Here is a 16,658-nt window from a genome sequence, read left to right on the forward strand (position 1 = left end):
CAATGATCACGGGGCCGACGGGCCCTGGCCGATACGGTACAGTCAACGCCTGCCCCCGACAGTCACCCGGGCAGCGCATTGCGCTGACTAAAAAACCTGAGGAATATGCTCGAAAACCGCGTACCAGACGGATGCAGCAGGAGCGACTCGTTGACCCTATCCCCCGAACAGGTTGTGCATTTCGGCCCTTACCGGGTCTACCCCGGGCAACGCCTGGTGATGGAGGCTGACCAGCCCTTGCGCCTTGGCCGGCGCGCCATGGACATCCTGTTGATCCTGCTGGAACACGCCGGCAACGTGGTCAGCAAGCAACTATTGATCGCCCGGGTCTGGCCCGACAGCGTGGTCGAAGACATCAACCTGCGGGTGCATATGGCTGCGTTGCGCAAGGCGCTCGGCGACGGCCAGGCCGGCCAGCGCTACATCGTCACCGTGGCCCAGCGCGGGTACAGTTTCGTCGCACCGTATTCACTGGAACAGACCGGGCAACCGCCGGCACCCGAGGCGCGCGCGCCGAGCCGACATAACCTGCCGCTGCGCCGTACGCGCATGATCGGCCGGCAGACGCTGGTCGACCATCTGGTGGTGCAACTGCCACGCCAGCGCTTCATCACCCTCGTCGGTCCCGGCGGCATCGGCAAGACCACCGTGGCCCTGCGGGTCGCCGAACAGATGATCGGTCACTACCGGGACGGCATTCGCTTGCTGGACCTGGCCCCGATCAACTGCCCGCTGATGATTGACGGCCATCTGGCAACGTTGCTCGAACTGGCCCTGCAAGACGATGAACCCCTGAGCGGGCTTGCGGACTATCTGCGCGACCGCCACATGCTGCTGGTCATCGACAACTGCGAGCACCTGGTCGACGCCATCGCCCAGCTCAGCGAAAACATCCTGCGCAGTGCGCCGCAAGTGCACATCCTCGCCACCAGCCGCGAGAGCCTGCGGGCCGAAGGGGAATTCGTCCAGCGCCTGGAGTCACTCGACTGTCCGCCCCCCATCGCCGTCCTCGACCGCGCCCAGGCCATGACCTTTTCCGCCCTGCAACTGTTCGTCGAACGGGCCATGGCCAGCCATGACAGCTTTGAACTGACGGACGCCGACCTGCCGCTGTTGATCGACATCTGTCACCGACTGGACGGCATTCCACTGGCCATCGAACTGGCGGCGGCGCAAGTGGGCACCTTCGGATTGCATGGTTTGCTGGCGCAGTTGCAAGGCAGTTTCCGGGTGCTGACCCAGCCCTGCCAGACGCCCCTGGCGCGCCATCAGACCTTGCGCGCAACGCTGGACTGGAGCTTCGAACTGCTCACCGCCTGCGAAAAAACCTGCCTGCGCCGGCTGAGTGTGTTTCGCGGTGGCTTCACCCTGGAGTCGGCAGCGGCAGTGATTGTCGGCGAACACATCGAACCCGGCGCGGTGTTCGGTTCGATCACGCAATTGGTCGCCAAGTCGTTGCTGAATGTGGAAGTGGGCGACGAAGACGTGTACTACCGCTTGCTCGATACCACCCGCCACTATGCCCTGGAAAAACTCGCGCAAACCACCGACCTGCCCGGCACGCGGGAACGGCACGCCGAGCGCTGCCTGGCGCTGATGCAACAGGCGCAGGACGACTGGGAGAAAACCTCGACCGGCCTGTGGATCGAGCGCTATGGCCGCGCCCTGGAGGATATCCGCGCGGCCCTCGGCTGGGGTTTGCACGCACAAGGGCCAAAGGCACTGGCGATACGCCTGGCCGCGACGTCCACGCCCTTGTGGCAGGAGCTGTCACTGCTCAAGGAACATGGCGGTTATGTGCGCAAGGCGTTGGCCTTGCTTGATCAGTCACCTGAGCCTTGCCCGCGCTTGAAGATGGCCCTCAAGCTGGCCCTGGGCAGTGCCTGTTACCACGCTCAGGGTGGTAGCGCCGAAACCGTTGGCGCCTTTGTCAGCGCCAGAGCCCTGGCCAGACAACTTGACGATGTCGCCGGTCAGCTGCGGGCGATTTCCGGTCACCTGGCCGTCAATCTCAGCTGCGGTCATTACCAGATGGCCCTGGAGCAGAGCCGGCAATTCGATCAGCTCGGGCTGCAAGACGACGCCCTGATGTCCCTGAGCACGCACCGGTTGCGCGTGCTGGCCCTGCACTTTTCCGGCGACCAGCATCAGGCCCGGGAGCATGCCGAGCAGGTGCTGCAACGCATGGCCCACAGCGGTCATCTCAACCGTTTCACCCATGGCTTCGGCGTGCAATACGACCAGAGCGTCGCGGCGCTGACCATCCACGCGCGCATCCTCTGGCTGCAAGGCCAACCGGAACAGGCCTGGCGTACGGCCCGGCAGGCGCTGGACATCGCGCTGCGGATCAACCATGGCACGTCGATCTGCTACACCCTGGCACTCTCCGGCTGCCTGATCGCCTGGTACAACGGCGACACCCGCAGTGCCCGCGAACTCCTGCGCCTGCTGCTGGAACAGGCGCAGAAACATTCGGTTCCTCTGTTTTACAACTGGGCGCAACACTACGCGCAGGTGATCGGTGGCACCGATGTGCGGCCAACCGGCCGCCAACGTACCGGTTTGATCAAAGACATCATGGTCACGCTGGATTCGAACTGCGTCGACGATGATTTGCTCGAACGCGCGCAAAGCGGTGCTTCGGGCTGGAGCACGGCAGAGATACTGCGGGCCAGGGCCAGGACGTTGCTGACAACGGATTGTCCGGTCCAGGCCGCGACCGCCGAATCGGTGCTGCTCAAGGCACTCGACGTGGCAAAGGCCCAGGGTGCCCTGGCCTGGGAGCTGCGCAGCGCCACCTCGCTGGCGCAGTTGTGGCAGCGTCAGGGCCACCCCCAACGGGCGCATCAATTGCTGGCACCGGTCTACCAGCGCTTCACCGAAGGATTTGCCACGCCAGACCTGATGACGGTTCGCCGGCTACTCGACGAGCTGCAATGCCACCTGCCCGCCTGAAGGCCAGCGCATTTGCCTGATGTAACCGGCATAACGCACTTCGAGGGTGCGCAACTCACCACTGAGTTCGAGTTTTTCCAGTGCGTAGGTGCGGGTGGTGTTGAGGAAGCGGTATCGGATCACACCGCGGCCCTGCTCCAGGGACAGCAGTGACTTCAACGCCAGACTTTCCAGCACCCTGATCAGGTCGGCGGCAGGCAACCTGTCGCAACAGATCACGCCAATCGCTGCGTCCTGGGTAAATGCCATTTTGAACACCGCCAGGCGCTGCAACACGGTTTGTTCCACCACGGTCAACCTTTCGTAGCTCCAGTCCAGCGCGGCCTTGAGGGTCTGATGCCGGGGAACGGCCGTGCGACGACCCTGGGTCAGCAACTGAAAACAGTTGTCGAGCTGGGCCTGCAATCCCACCAGCGCCAACGCATCGATCTGCGCCGCGGCCAGTTCAATCGCCAATGGCAGGCCATCCAGGCGCCGGCAGATTTCGCGCACGACCTTGAGGTCCTGTTCGCGCAGGGTAAAGCCTTGCTGACGGGCCCGGGCACGGCTGACAAACAACTGCACCGCCGAATAGCCCATCACCTCGGCGACACTGCGCAGCGCCGATGCCGGCGGCACCGCCAGCGGTGGCAGACGCAATACGGTTTCGCCCGCCGCCTTGAGCGGCTCGCGGCTGGTGGCGAGGATCGACAGTCGGGGCATCGAATGCAGCAGTGTCTCGATCAGCGTCCGGCAGCGTTCGAGCAGGTGCTCGCAGTTGTCCAGGACCAACAAGGCGTGCCGCTGCGACAGCGACTCCAATGGGGTGCCAACCTTCAGTTCAAGGGTTCGTGTGAGGTGGTCGGTCACTTGCGCCGGGTCATCGATCGCCGTCAGGTCCACCAGCCACACGCCGTGCCGATAGTGCTGCAACAACAGTTCGGCCACACGCAGGGCCACGGTGGTCTTGCCGATCCCGCAAGGCCCGACCAGGGTCATGAATCGCCGCACCGGCAATTGCCGCACCAGGCTGCCGACAACGGCATCGCGCCCGGTAATCGGTGTCAGCCGTGCCGGCAAGTTGTGCAGAGGTTTATGGACGGTCTCGCTCGGGAACGATACGGGCTCTGGCGAGTGCTGCACCGTGGCGACAAAACTGTAGCCGCGCTGAGGAATATTGACGATGTAGCACTGACCGTTCTGCCCGTCGCCCAAGGCACGGCGCAGGGCAGCGATATGCACGCGCAGGTTGATCTCTTCGACCACGGAGCGCGGCCAGACCTGGGCAATCAACTCCTCCTTGCTGACCACCGAGCCCGCGTGCTCGACCAGTACCTGCAACACATCGAGGGCTCGGCCACCCAGGCGCAGCGGTCGGTCGCCGTCCAGCACCAGTCGCTGACTGAGGTGGAAGGCATAAGGACCAAATCGCAGCACCGCTTCGCTGTTTAAATCTCTGAGGCTGTTCATGGGCTGTCACCCGCTGGAAACCTGACTTGCATCCAGTCTCCGCACCGTCCCTGCAATGAGTTCAGCGGTATCTTGGCAGGCCTCGGTGACCGTACAACTGTCACGGGGGGAGCGTCACGGCCATTGCGGTGCGCACGACGGACACACGCCGGCTAGCTGAACTGCTCGCGGTATTGGATCGGGGTCAGGCCAAGTTTTTCACTGAACAGAAAACGCATGTGCCGCACGCTGCCGAAGCCGCTCTTGAACGCCACGGTCTTGAGCGGCAACTCGGTGGTTTCCAGCAGGTTCCTCGCGCAATCGATGCGCGCGCTTTGCAGAAACTCCATGGGCGTCATGTTCACATCCCGGGCGAACACCCTGGCGAAATGACGCGGGCTCATGTTGGCCAGCCCGGCCATGGACTCGATGCTGTAGGTTTCATCGAGGTGTTCAAGCACATGGTTCTGCACGCGGGTAATCGCCGTTTCGTGGGGCGCCACCGCTGCCATCAACGGGCTGAACTGCGCCTGCCCGCCCTGGCGCTTCATCACCACCAGCAACACCTTGGCCACGTCCTGGGCGACCTTCTTGCCATGGTCCTGCGCCACCACCGACAACGCCAGATCGATCCCGGCCGTCACGCCGCCGGAGGTGATCAGGCTGCGGTCCTGAACAAAGATCTGATCGGTCTCGACAGTCGCTTTCGGAAAGGCCTTGATCAGCCGTTCGGTGTAGTGCCAGTGGGTGGTGACGCGATAGCCATCGAGCAAACCGGCATGCCCCAACACGAACGCCCCGGTGCAGATGGAACCATAGCCGGCGGACCGGCTGACGTTGTGCCTGAGCCAGTCGAGCAATGGCGGATGCTTTTCGTTGTAGGCCCCTGGGCCACCGGGTACCAGCAGCAAATCAAACCCCTCGCAGGCCTGATCGATGTGCCGGTCGGCCTGCACGCTCACCCCGTTGGACGCCCGCAGTGCACCGGGTTCGGTGCCGATGGTAGACAGCACATAGTGATCTTCGGGTTTCAGATAACGGTTGGCGATGGAAAACACTTCCATGGGCCCGGCCATGTCGAGCAGGAGAAAGTCGGGAAACAACACCATTGCCACGGTTTTCATGGATTGGAATTCACTGGGATCAAATAAGGTTGGTCTGCCAAACACAAGCCCCTTGTGGGAGCGAGCCTGCTCGCGAAGGCGTAGTGTCAGTTGCTATCAACTTTGCCTGATACACCGCTTTCGCGAGCAGGCTCGCTCCCACAGGGCCTGCCCCCGGCATCAGGGAGTGCTGTGCATTATGACCAGACACACGCCAAAGTCGGAAAAGAATAGCTGATTGGCGCTCGAATATTGTCAACCTGATCGAGACAGTATTTCAATTTTCATCTACTTATTGAACCGGCTGGTAAACATTAACCTTCTCCTCAGTCGGACGAATTCACGTCCCCACAGGAGATTTCATCATGCTGACTCTTCGCAAAGCCTCGGATCGTGGCCTGGCCAATCACGGCTGGTTGAAGTCGTTCCATACCTTTTCCTTCGCCAGCTATCGCAACCCGAAAGAGCAGGGTTTTTCTGACCTGTTGGTGATCAACGACGATCGCGTTGCCGCCGGCAAAGGCTTCGGCCAGCACCCGCATCGCGACATGGAGATTTTCTCCTACGTGCTTGAAGGCGCCCTGGAACACAAGGACACCCTGGGCACCGGTTCAGTGATCCGCCCCGGCGACGTGCAACTGATGAGCGCCGGCAGCGGCGTGGCCCACAGTGAGTTCAACCACTCCAGTACCCGGCCGGTGCACTTTCTGCAGATCTGGATCGTGCCCGAGGTCAGCGGCGCCAAGCCGCGCTATCAGCAAGAGCACTTCAGCACCCAGAAGAAACGCGGGCGCCTGCAACTGATCATCTCGCCGGACGGCGCCAAGGGTTCGCTGAAGGTGCGTCAGGATGCACGGGTGTATGCCGGCCTGATCGACGGCAAGGAAAGCGCCACCCTGGAGCTCGCCGCCAACCGCTACGCCTATGTACACGTGGCCCGGGGCAGCGTCGAACTCAATGGCGTGTTGTTGCAGGAAGGCGACGGTGTGCGGGTCCGCGACGAACAGGCGCTGACCTTGAGCAACGGCGTGGACGCTGAAGTACTGGTCTTCGACCTGCGCCCACAGGAACTGCCGGAAATGCCATGACAAAACCCTCTGTAGGAGCGAGCCTGCTCGCTAAGACGGCCTGACAGACACCGTTGCAGTGAATGTCACACCGCTTTCGCGAGCAGGCTCGCTCCCACAGTTTGAGACGCTCCGCACCCTATTCGCCGGTTCCGGCGAACCCCGCGACAATCTCATCAATCACCGCCCGGACCCGGGCCGTATGCCGCAGGTCCGCGTGGGTCACCAGCCAGACGTCATAGGGTAACGGTCGCGAACGCTCCGGCCACAGCCTGACCAGACCGTCGCGCGCCCCCAGGTATACCGGAACCTCCCCGACCCCGATCCCCGCCGCAATCGAACGGCGCACCAGCAGGCTGGAACTGAGGCTCGCGACAATCCGCCCGCGCGCCACCGGCTCCGAGACCAGCGTCAGGTCTTTGTTGCCCTGCAAGTACGGTTGATACACCACCAGATCATGCCCGGCGAACGCCGAACCAGGCTGCGGCACGCCGTGGGCATCGACATAGGCTTGCGAGGCAAACAGCCCCACCGGCCAGCGCGCGATGCGCCGGGCGATCAGGTCCGGGTTGTCCGGCCGGGTGTTACGCACGGCGATGTCCGCCTCGCGTTTGGCCAGGCTGAGAATCTGCGTGGTGGCGTCCAGTTGCACCCGTACATCCGGGTGTTGTCGATGCAGGCGGGCAATCGCCGGGATCAGGAAATCAATCGCCAGGGTGTCGGTGGTACTGACGCGAACTGTGCCGCTCAAGCGATCGTCCAGGCCCTGGATCCGGCGTTCCAGCTCCAGCGCTGAATGTTCCATTTTCTCCACAGCCTTGAGCGCCGCTTCGCCAACAGCCGTCAGCGCGTAACCTTCGGAGGTGCGCAGGAACAAGGTCGCGCTCAATGACTTCTCCAGCGACGTGATGCGCCGGCCGACCGTGGCCTGATCGACTGCCAACACCCGCGCCGCGCCACGCAGTGTGGATTCACGGCAAACCGCGAGAAACACCCGGGCGTCATCCCAATTCATAACGCTCTCCTGATGATGCAATTACGCATCAGCATAGCGCGTAATCGCTGCATTAATGCTTCGATGATTCTCGATATGCTGAAAGCCTGAGTGACTCCACAGGACGATGCGCATGCACCGTTCACTGTCGCCTGATGAACCACGATCGCGAGCAGGCTCGCTCCCAGATCAATTGAATCAATTCATCGAGCTCTCATACTCCAAAAAGGTATCCGCAATGACACTGCCCCTCACCATGACCCTGATCGAAATCACCGAACCCGGTGGCCCCGATGTCCTGCAACCGCGCCAGGCGCCTGTGCCCGTTGCGGCGGCCGGCGAGATTCTGATCCGCGTGCACGCCGCCGGGGTCAATCGCCCGGATGCGCTTCAACGGGCCGGCAAATACCCGTTGAAACCCGGCACGAACCCGATCCCGGGGCTGGAAGTGGCCGGTGAAGTGGTGGCGATTGGCGCGGGCGTCAGCGAGTTTGCCTTGGGCGACAAGGTCTGCGCCCTGACCAATGGCGGCGGATACGCGCAATACTGTGTGGTCCCGGCCAGTCAGGCCCTGCCGATCCCCGAAGGCATGGACTGGTTGCAGGCGGCGGCCATCCCGGAAACCTTCTTTACAGTGTGGGCCAACCTGTTCGGCCTTGGCGGTGCACGTCAGGGGCAGCGTGTGTTGATCCACGGTGGCACCAGCGGCATCGGCACCACCGCATTGATGCTGTGCCGCGAGCTCGGCATCGAAGCGTTCGCCACCGCCGGCAGCGAAGAAAAATGCGCAGCGATTCGCGAATTGGGCGCCGAGGCGATCAACTATCGCGACCAGGACTTTGTGCAGGTCATCGCGCAAAAAACCGCCGGCCAAGGCGTCAACGTGATACTCGACATCATGGGTGGCTCGTACCTCAACAACAATGTGGCCACCCTGGCCCTGGAGGGCCGCCTGGTGATGCTCGGATTCCTCGGTGGTGCTCACGCCAGGGATGTCGACTTGCTGGCGATCATGGCCAGACGCGCCGTTGTCACCGGCTCCCTGCTGCGCTCGAGAACCGGGGACGAAAAAGCCGCCATCGCCCGTCAATTGCACGAACACCTATGGCCGGTGCTGAGTGCCGGACGCTGCCTGCCGATGATCGACCGGGTTTACCCGCTCGCTGAAGCGGCACAGGCCCACGCCCGGATGGAAGCGGGAGAGCACATCGGCAAGATAGTCCTGCGGGTGGACTGATCCGACGCCAACTTCTGCAGGCAGCGACTTTTAACCGCTGGGCCTCAACGATGGTCGGAAAAATCTCCTGGCGCACAGGTTCATCTGTTAAAACCCGTGCTTCACATTCTGTTGGACCGTCCGATGCCCGCTCCCCTCCTCGCTCACTTGCGCCGACGCTGGCTATCGTTGCTGTGCATGGCCGTGCTGGTCGTCGGCTTGCCGGTGAGCTGTGGGGCGCTCAAATACAAAGAGCGCGAGTTGCTGTTCCGCATCGAACCGGGCACGGCAGGCTGGTATCGCGGCTTGCCGCAGGACGTTCAGGAGTTCGATATCAAGCCCGCCAGCTTCAAGGCCGGGCAAAACCTGCATGCCTGGTGGTGGCCGGCCGCACGCCGCGATGCGCCGTCAATTCTCTACCTGCATGGCGTGCGCTGGAACCTCACGGGCCAGGCGTTTCGCATCGAGCAATTGCGGGCCATGGGCTATTCGGTACTGGCCATCGATTACCGTGGTTTCGGTCAGAGCAAAGGCGATTTGCCCTCGGAAGCCAGTGTGTATGAAGACGCACACGTCGCCTGGGAGCGCTTTACCGCAATGCAGCCGGACGCCAGCAAGCGTCTGATCTATGGACACTCACTGGGCAGTGCAGTGGCCATCGAACTCGCGGCCGGCCTGGCCGCACAGGCTAAACAGCAGCAGGTCGCCGTGCCGGTGCGCGGTCTGGTCATCGAGTCTTCTTTCACCTCGTTGGGCGATGCGGTCGCGGAGGTGGCCAACAACAACCTGCCGGTGAGCGGGTTGCCAGTGCGCTGGCTGTTGTCGCAGAAGTTCGACTCCATCGACAAGATCGTCGACATCGACATGCCGCTGCTGGTGGTGCACGGCCTGGCCGATCCGTTCATGCCGTCACGATTCAGCCAGCAACTGTTCAATGCTGCCCATGAACCCAAGCGCCTGCTGCTGATACCCGGCGGTACGCACAACAACAGCATGAGCCTGGGTGGCAACCAGTATCGCCAGGCAATTGATGGCTTGATGAAAGCAAGCCCCCATCAGGTGGCCGGGCAGGCGGTGGTTCAGGGCTCGCAGGACTCTTGAAGGCTGGTCGCTTCTGCGCCCCGCTCCCCCTGATAACGTGCCCTATAGCGCCCCGGACTTTCCCCGGTCCACTTCTTGAATGCCCGATGGAAGGCGCTGGGTTCCTGGAATCCCAGTCGCTCGGCGATATCGCTGATGCTCGCATCGCTCTCACGCAATTGCTCAAAGGCCACACCGCGCCGCACTTCGTCCTTGATCTCCTGATAGGAGCAGCCTTCACGCTCCAGTTTGCGGCGGAAGGTGCTGGGGCTCAGGTGCTGTTCGAGGGCAAAGGCCTGCAACGTCGGCCATTCACTGTAATGGTTGCCGCGCAAGCGCTGATGAACCTGCGATGCCAGGCCATGCTGGTTACGGAAGCGGATCACCAGCCATTGCGGCGCGGTACGCAGAAACACTTTCAGCGAGGCCAGATCCTGAACCACCGGCAGGCGCAAGTAGTGGCTGGCAAATTCGATTTCGGTGCGTTCGGCACCAAAGGTCAGGTTGGGACCCCACAGCAGGCGGTCGTCGCCAAGCGACAGGCGTGAATGGCGGAAGTCTGCGCGGTCTATGGGAATGCGCCGACCGCCCAGCCAGCACAGCAGACTGATCATCAACACCAGGAACGTTTCTTCACCAAACCGGCTGGCATCGTTGTCCGTCGAACGGGTTTCCAGGCTGATGACCGCGCGTTTGCCCCGCACGGCCAGCGAGCCGCGAAAGTCGCGCAGGAACAACCCGAAGTTGGCCAGGCACTGACGCATGGCCTTGTGCAGATCGGGTTCCTGAATCAAGGCTCGGCAAATCAGGGCGAAACTGCCGGGCGGCATGCCATGGGAGTCAAGCCCGAAAAACTCGTCGTCGAGTTCGCGGATCTGAATCAGCCACAACGCGGCAAACGCATTGGCCGGCACCCGCGCCGTGGGTTGGTTCATGACTGCCGGATCAATGCCCGCCTGTTCGAGCACCGCCGTCACACGCTGCGGATCATCCCTCAGCCCATGAATCATTGCCTGCACGAAATAGGCGGCAACCGAGTCCTTTTCCCGCATTGGTTCGCTTCTCTCTCATCACCCGAATGGCAAAAAACATCATTGCCGTTGAACAGTTTTGGCATAGGACAACCGCCCTGCCGGCTCTAGACTCGCGGCAATAGTACGCCTTCGGCCGTAGTCGCGGCCAAGGTATCGCAGGGTTTGATCGAAGGATGGGAAGATGAATCTGCAAAACATCGGAGTGATTGGTGCGGGCACCATGGGCAATGGCATTGCACAAGTCTGCGCCATGGCCGGTTTCAACGTGACCTTGCTCGACATTTCCGAAAGCGCTTTGCAAAAAGCCGTCGCAACGGTCGGTAAAAACCTTGACCGGCAGATCGCCAAGGAAACCCTGACGGCGGAGCAGAAACAGGCCACCCTCGACAAGATCCGCACCAGCACCGACTACAGCAGCCTGCAAAATGCGCAGCTGGTCATTGAAGCGGCGACGGAAAATCTCGACCTGAAATTGCGTGTACTGCAACAGATCGCCGCGCAAGTCAGCAGCGAATGCGTGATTGCCTCCAATACCTCATCGCTGTCGATCACCCAGCTCGCGGCCAGCGTCAGTCAGCCTGAGCGCTTCATCGGCCTGCACTTCTTCAATCCGGTGCCGGTGATGGGTCTGATCGAAGTCATCCGCGGCCTGCAAACCAGTGACGCCACCCACAAACTGGCACTGGACATGGCGACCACTCTGGGCAAAACCGCGATTACCGCCGGCAACCGCCCGGGATTCGTGGTCAACCGGATCCTGGTGCCGATGATCAACGAAGCGATCCTGGTGTTCCAGGAAGGCCTGGCCAGCGCCGAAGACATCGACGCCGGCATGCGCCTGGGCTGCAATCAGCCTATCGGTCCGTTGGCCCTGGCGGACCTGATTGGTCTGGATACCCTGTTGTCGATCCTCGAAGCCTTCTATGACGGTTTCAACGACAGCAAATATCGCCCGGCACCGCTGCTCAAGGAAATGGTCGCGGCCGGTTACCTGGGGCGCAAAACGGGGCGCGGCTTCCATGCCTATGCCTGAGCGTTGCTCGCGCTTTGCCGAGTACCGGGACAAGGTCCTGGAGCTGTTTGCCTGCAAGGGGTTCGGCCAGGTCGGCATGCGTGAGCTCGCGACGTGCCTGGGGCTCTCCCCAGGCTCGCTGTATCACCACTACCCCAGCAAACAGCATCTGCTGCTCGACCTGATCGAGGAGTTCTACGAGGAGCTGCTGGCCACCCTGGGGCGTATTCAGCAAAAGGCCCCGGCCAAACGCGACAAGCTCAACAGCCTGATCCGCGCGCACCTGAATCTGCATCGGGAGATGCCTTGGCATTTCCGCCTGGTGGAGCGCGACAGCGGTTGCCTGAACGAAGAGCAACAGGCTCGGGTCCGGCAATTGCGCGAGCAATACGAACGCACGTTGCTGAAGATGCTGGGCGCGAAGTCCCGTTTCAGCGAGCAAGGCCTGCTGGCCGCCGGACATGCCATCGGCGCCCTGCTCAACAGCGCCCCCAGCTGGCTGACGCCCCATGTGCTCGACGAGCAGGAACGTGATGAGCTGCTGGAAAGCATGGTCAGCGGCGCCATCGAACGTGTGCTGGCGCCAAGGCGTGTGCCTGAGGCGATAAGCATCGCGCGCCCTATTGAAAAAACATCTAAAGAAACACAAGTTCCGACAAAGATTTAGCGCTTTGCTTATGGGCTCGACACAATCGGAATTCGCCGAAAAAACCGGCGTCCAAACCGATGTATGTACTTGAGCACCCGGAGCCGACCATGAAAATCAATCCCTACCTTATCTTCAACGGCGACTGCAAAGACGCCTTCACCTTCTATGCGCAGTGCCTGCAAGGCCAGCTCGAAGCCATGTTGACCTTCGGTGAAACGCCGGCCGGTGAGCATTTCCCCAAGGATCTGCACAATCTGATCATTCATACCCGCCTGATCGTGGGCGACCAGGCGATCATGGGTTCAGACACCACACCTGATCGCCCCGTCGATAAAATGAGCGCCTGCTCGATCTCACTCAACGTCGACAGCATTGTCGAGGCCGAACGGGTCTTCAATGCGCTGGCAGGCGGCGGCACCGTGCAAATGCCACTGGAGGCCACGTTCTGGGCGGCGCGCTTCGGCATGCTGGTCGACCGATTTGGTGTGTCGTGGATGGTCAACTGCGAAAAGGATCAGTGAAAGACTCAGTCGATTGACCGTCTTCCAGGCACAAAAAAGCCCAACCTGAAAAGGTTGGGCTTTTTTGTAACTCCCGACACCCGGTGGCTTCAGGCAGCCAGTGTCATCGTTACAGACCATCGCGAGCGGGCTCGCCCCTACAGGTGCCAGAAAAACAAAACCCCTACCTGCATACGCAGATAGGGGTTTCGGAATTTAATCTTGACGATGACCTACTCTCACATGGGGAAACCCCACACTACCATCGGCGATGCATCGTTTCACTGCTGAGTTCGGGATGGGATCAGGTGGTTCCAACGCTCTATGGTCGTCAAGAAATTCGGGTACCGAGTCGTGGCCGGCTGGCCGCGCTTCAGCAAATTGGGTATGTGATGGAAATCGGTGTTTTGTGAGCGTCGAACTTTCGGTTCTTGCGTCTTCACACACCGCAATCTGATGCTTCTTTCGAAGTAGTCAAATTGCTTGGGTGTTATATGGTCAAGCCTCACGGGCAATTAGTATTGGTTAGCTCAACGCCTCACAGCGCTTACACACCCAACCTATCAACGTCGTAGTCTTCGACGGCCCTTCAGGGGACTCAAGGTCCCAGTGAGATCTCATCTTGAGGCAAGTTTCCCGCTTAGATGCTTTCAGCGGTTATCTTTTCCGAACATAGCTACCCGGCAATGCCACTGGCGTGACAACCGGAACACCAGAGGTTCGTCCACTCCGGTCCTCTCGTACTAGGAGCAGCCCCTCTCAAATCTCAAACGTCCACGGCAGATAGGGACCGAACTGTCTCACGACGTTCTAAACCCAGCTCGCGTACCACTTTAAATGGCGAACAGCCATACCCTTGGGACCGGCTTCAGCCCCAGGATGTGATGAGCCGACATCGAGGTGCCAAACACCGCCGTCGATATGAACTCTTGGGCGGTATCAGCCTGTTATCCCCGGAGTACCTTTTATCCGTTGAGCGATGGCCCTTCCATACAGAACCACCGGATCACTAAGACCTACTTTCGTACCTGCTCGACGTGTCTGTCTCGCAGTCAAGCGCGCTTTTGCCTTTATACTCTACGACCGATTTCCGACCGGTCTGAGCGCACCTTCGTACTCCTCCGTTACTCTTTAGGAGGAGACCGCCCCAGTCAAACTACCCACCATACACTGTCCTCGATCCGGATAACGGACCTGAGTTAGAACCTCAAAGTTGCCAGGGTGGTATTTCAAGGATGGCTCCACGCGAACTGGCGTCCACGCTTCAAAGCCTCCCACCTATCCTACACAAGCAAATTCAAAGTCCAGTGCAAAGCTATAGTAAAGGTTCACGGGGTCTTTCCGTCTAGCCGCGGATACACTGCATCTTCACAGCGATTTCAATTTCACTGAGTCTCGGGTGGAGACAGCGCCGCCATCGTTACGCCATTCGTGCAGGTCGGAACTTACCCGACAAGGAATTTCGCTACCTTAGGACCGTTATAGTTACGGCCGCCGTTTACCGGGGCTTCGATCAAGAGCTTCGCGTTAGCTAACCCCATCAATTAACCTTCCGGCACCGGGCAGGCGTCACACCCTATACGTCCACTTTCGTGTTTGCAGAGTGCTGTGTTTTTAATAAACAGTCGCAGCGGCCTGGTATCTTCGACCGGCGTGGGCTTACGCAGTAAATGCTTCACCCTCACCGGCGCACCTTCTCCCGAAGTTACGGTGCCATTTTGCCTAGTTCCTTCACCCGAGTTCTCTCAAGCGCCTTGGTATTCTCTACCCAACCACCTGTGTCGGTTTGGGGTACGGTTCCTGGTTATCTGAAGCTTAGAAGCTTTTCTTGGAAGCATGGCATCAACCACTTCGTCACCCAAAGGGTAACTCGTCATCAGCTCTCGGCCTTAAGATCCCGGATTTACCTAAGATCTCAGCCTACCACCTTAAACTTGGACAACCAACGCCAAGCTGGCCTAGCCTTCTCCGTCCCTCCATCGCAATAACCAGAAGTACAGGAATATTAACCTGTTTTCCATCGACTACGCTTTTCAGCCTCGCCTTAGGGACCGACTAACCCTGCGTCGATTAACGTTGCGCAGGAAACCTTGGTCTTTCGGCGTGGGTGTTTTTCACACCCATTGTCGTTACTCATGTCAGCATTCGCACTTCTGATACCTCCAGCAAGCTTCTCAACTCACCTTCACAGGCTTACAGAACGCTCCTCTACCGCATCACTTACGTGATACCCGTAGCTTCGGTGTATGGTTTGAGCCCCGTTACATCTTCCGCGCAGGCCGACTCGACTAGTGAGCTATTACGCTTTCTTTAAAGGGTGGCTGCTTCTAAGCCAACCTCCTAGCTGTCTAAGCCTTCCCACATCGTTTCCCACTTAACCATAACTTTGGGACCTTAGCTGACGGTCTGGGTTGTTTCCCTTTTCACGACGGACGTTAGCACCCGCCGTGTGTCTCCCATGCTCGGCACTTGTAGGTATTCGGAGTTTGCATCGGTTTGGTAAGTCGGGATGACCCCCTAGCCGAAACAGTGCTCTACCCCCTACAGTGATACATGAGGCGCTACCTAAATAGCTTTCGAGGAGAACCAGCTATCTCCGAGCTTGATTAGCCTTTCACTCCGATCCACAGGTCATCCGCTAACTTTTCAACGGTAGTCGGTTCGGTCCTCCAGTCAGTGTTACCTAACCTTCAACCTGCCCATGGATAGATCGCCCGGTTTCGGGTCTATTCCCAGCGACTAGACGCCCTATTAAGACTCGCTTTCGCTACGCCTCCCCTATTCGGTTAAGCTCGCCACTGAAAATAAGTCGCTGACCCATTATACAAAAGGTACGCAGTCACCCAACAAAGTGGGCTCCCACTGCTTGTACGCATACGGTTTCAGGATCTATTTCACTCCCCTCTCCGGGGTTCTTTTCGCCTTTCCCTCACGGTACTAGTTCACTATCGGTCAGTCAGTAGTATTTAGCCTTGGAGGATGGTCCCCCCATATTCAGACAAAGTTTCTCGTGCTCCGTCCTACTCGATTTCATGACTAAGAGATTTTCGCGTACAGGGCTATCACCCACTATGGCCGCACTTTCCAGAGCGTTCCGCTAATCTCAAAGCCACTTAAGGGCTAGTCCCCGTTCGCTCGCCACTACTAAGGGAATCTCGGTTGATTTCTTTTCCTCAGGGTACTTAGATGTTTCAGTTCCCCTGGTTCGCCTCTTGCACCTATGTATTCAGTACAAGATAACCATCTTATGATGGCTGGGTTCCCCCATTCAGACATCTCCGGATCAAAGTCTGTTTGCCGACTCCCCGAAGCTTTTCGCAGGCTACCACGTCTTTCATCGCCTCTGACTGCCAAGGCATCCACCGTATGCGCTTCTTCACTTGACCATATAACCCCAAGCAATCTGGTTATACTATGAAGACGACATTCGCCGAAAATTCGAATTTCTCAATTAAGAGAACTCACAAATTTTACCTTAGCCTGATCCGTTACCAGTGAAAGTAACGTTCAGTCTATCTTTCTATCACATACCCAAATTTTTAAAGAACGAACTAGTCAAAGACTAGAAATCAACATTCACCATCATCGATGGAATGCTCATTTCTAAGCTTTACACAATC

Annotated in this window: 11 protein-coding genes and 2 rRNA genes; 7 read left to right on the forward strand and 6 right to left on the reverse strand. The window is 59.5% G+C overall.

Features of this window, described 5'->3' with window-relative positions; genetic code table 11:
- The first annotated feature begins 150 nt into the window (after positions 1-150).
- Positions 151-2,955, forward strand: a complete 2,805-nt coding sequence (locus tag ACEN8E_RS19120) for an ATP-binding protein (RefSeq protein ID WP_495589459.1) — start codon at positions 151-153, stop codon at positions 2,953-2,955.
- On the opposite strand, the gene ACEN8E_RS19125 is transcribed toward ACEN8E_RS19120, so the two are convergent.
- Together ACEN8E_RS19125 and ACEN8E_RS19130 are read right to left on the reverse strand one after the other, a co-directional pair.
- Entirely contained in the window at positions 2,920-4,404 is a 1,485-nt protein-coding gene (locus ACEN8E_RS19125) for an ATP-binding protein (RefSeq protein ID WP_495589460.1), read from the reverse strand. The genes ACEN8E_RS19120 and ACEN8E_RS19125 overlap by 36 nt on opposite strands.
- 152 nt (positions 4,405-4,556) lie before the next feature.
- The gene (locus tag ACEN8E_RS19130) at positions 4,557-5,507 is read right to left on the reverse strand and encodes a GlxA family transcriptional regulator (RefSeq protein ID WP_495589461.1); all 951 of its coding nucleotides are present in this window, start codon (positions 5,505-5,507) and stop codon (positions 4,557-4,559) included.
- 344 nt (positions 5,508-5,851) lie between these two features.
- On the opposite strand from ACEN8E_RS19130, the gene ACEN8E_RS19135 reads away from it, so the two are divergent.
- A complete protein-coding gene (locus ACEN8E_RS19135; protein ID WP_495589462.1) occupies positions 5,852-6,574 on the forward strand; it encodes a pirin family protein in 723 nt (240 codons plus the stop codon).
- A gap of 118 nt (positions 6,575-6,692) precedes the next feature.
- Here the strand turns inward: ACEN8E_RS19135 and ACEN8E_RS19140 are convergent, their stop codons facing one another.
- Positions 6,693-7,568: a LysR family transcriptional regulator gene (locus ACEN8E_RS19140; RefSeq protein ID WP_495589463.1), complete on the reverse strand. Its 876-nt coding sequence runs from the start codon at positions 7,566-7,568 to the stop codon at positions 6,693-6,695.
- Positions 7,569-7,785: 217 nt separating this feature from the next.
- On the opposite strand from ACEN8E_RS19140, the gene ACEN8E_RS19145 reads away from it, so the two are divergent.
- A complete protein-coding gene (locus ACEN8E_RS19145) occupies positions 7,786-8,784 on the forward strand; it encodes an NAD(P)H-quinone oxidoreductase (protein WP_495589464.1) in 999 nt (332 codons plus the stop codon).
- A gap of 123 nt (positions 8,785-8,907) precedes the next feature.
- Entirely contained in the window at positions 8,908-9,864 is a 957-nt protein-coding gene (locus ACEN8E_RS19150; protein WP_495589465.1) for an alpha/beta hydrolase, read from the forward strand.
- On the opposite strand, the gene ACEN8E_RS19155 is transcribed toward ACEN8E_RS19150, so the two are convergent.
- Positions 9,843-10,895, reverse strand: a complete 1,053-nt coding sequence (locus ACEN8E_RS19155) for an AraC family transcriptional regulator (RefSeq protein WP_495589466.1) — start codon at positions 10,893-10,895, stop codon at positions 9,843-9,845. The genes ACEN8E_RS19150 and ACEN8E_RS19155 overlap by 22 nt on opposite strands.
- Positions 10,896-11,058: 163 nt before the next feature.
- Between ACEN8E_RS19155 and ACEN8E_RS19160 the strand changes: the two genes are divergently transcribed.
- From ACEN8E_RS19160 to ACEN8E_RS19170, 3 genes are all read left to right on the forward strand, one after another.
- The gene (locus tag ACEN8E_RS19160; protein ID WP_495589467.1) at positions 11,059-11,910 is read left to right on the forward strand and encodes a 3-hydroxybutyryl-CoA dehydrogenase; all 852 of its coding nucleotides are present in this window, start codon (positions 11,059-11,061) and stop codon (positions 11,908-11,910) included.
- Positions 11,897-12,556: a TetR/AcrR family transcriptional regulator gene (locus ACEN8E_RS19165; protein ID WP_429372999.1), complete on the forward strand. Its 660-nt coding sequence runs from the start codon at positions 11,897-11,899 to the stop codon at positions 12,554-12,556. Before ACEN8E_RS19160 ends, ACEN8E_RS19165 begins: the two co-directional genes overlap by 14 nt.
- A gap of 89 nt (positions 12,557-12,645) precedes the next feature.
- Entirely contained in the window at positions 12,646-13,059 is a 414-nt protein-coding gene (locus ACEN8E_RS19170; protein ID WP_495589468.1) for a VOC family protein, read from the forward strand.
- 199 nt (positions 13,060-13,258) lie between these two features.
- Here ACEN8E_RS19170 and rrf read toward each other — a convergent pair.
- Positions 13,259-13,374: ribosomal RNA gene (gene rrf, locus ACEN8E_RS19175) — 5S ribosomal RNA — on the reverse strand.
- A 158-nt stretch (positions 13,375-13,532) separates the two neighbouring features.
- Positions 13,533-16,424 (reverse strand): 23S ribosomal RNA (locus ACEN8E_RS19180).
- Between the last annotated feature and the right edge of the window lie 234 nt (positions 16,425-16,658).

Source organism: Pseudomonas sp. Pseusp9 (assembly GCF_059491265.1).

Coding starts and splice junctions, on each gene's coding strand:
- ACEN8E_RS19125 (WP_495589460.1), bottom strand. CDS start 4,404: ATGAACAGCCTCAGAGATTTAAACAGCGAAGCGGTGCTGCGATTTGGT.
- ACEN8E_RS19130 (WP_495589461.1), bottom strand. CDS start 5,507: ATGAAAACCGTGGCAATGGTGTTGTTTCCCGACTTTCTCCTGCTCGAC.
- ACEN8E_RS19135 (WP_495589462.1), top strand. CDS start 5,852: ATGCTGACTCTTCGCAAAGCCTCGGATCGTGGCCTGGCCAATCACGGC.
- ACEN8E_RS19140 (WP_495589463.1), bottom strand. CDS start 7,568: ATGAATTGGGATGACGCCCGGGTGTTTCTCGCGGTTTGCCGTGAATCC.
- ACEN8E_RS19145 (WP_495589464.1), top strand. CDS start 7,786: ATGACACTGCCCCTCACCATGACCCTGATCGAAATCACCGAACCCGGT.
- ACEN8E_RS19150 (WP_495589465.1), top strand. CDS start 8,908: ATGCCCGCTCCCCTCCTCGCTCACTTGCGCCGACGCTGGCTATCGTTG.
- ACEN8E_RS19155 (WP_495589466.1), bottom strand. CDS start 10,895: ATGCGGGAAAAGGACTCGGTTGCCGCCTATTTCGTGCAGGCAATGATT.
- ACEN8E_RS19160 (WP_495589467.1), top strand. CDS start 11,059: ATGAATCTGCAAAACATCGGAGTGATTGGTGCGGGCACCATGGGCAAT.
- ACEN8E_RS19165 (WP_429372999.1), top strand. CDS start 11,897: ATGCCTATGCCTGAGCGTTGCTCGCGCTTTGCCGAGTACCGGGACAAG.
- ACEN8E_RS19170 (WP_495589468.1), top strand. CDS start 12,646: ATGAAAATCAATCCCTACCTTATCTTCAACGGCGACTGCAAAGACGCC.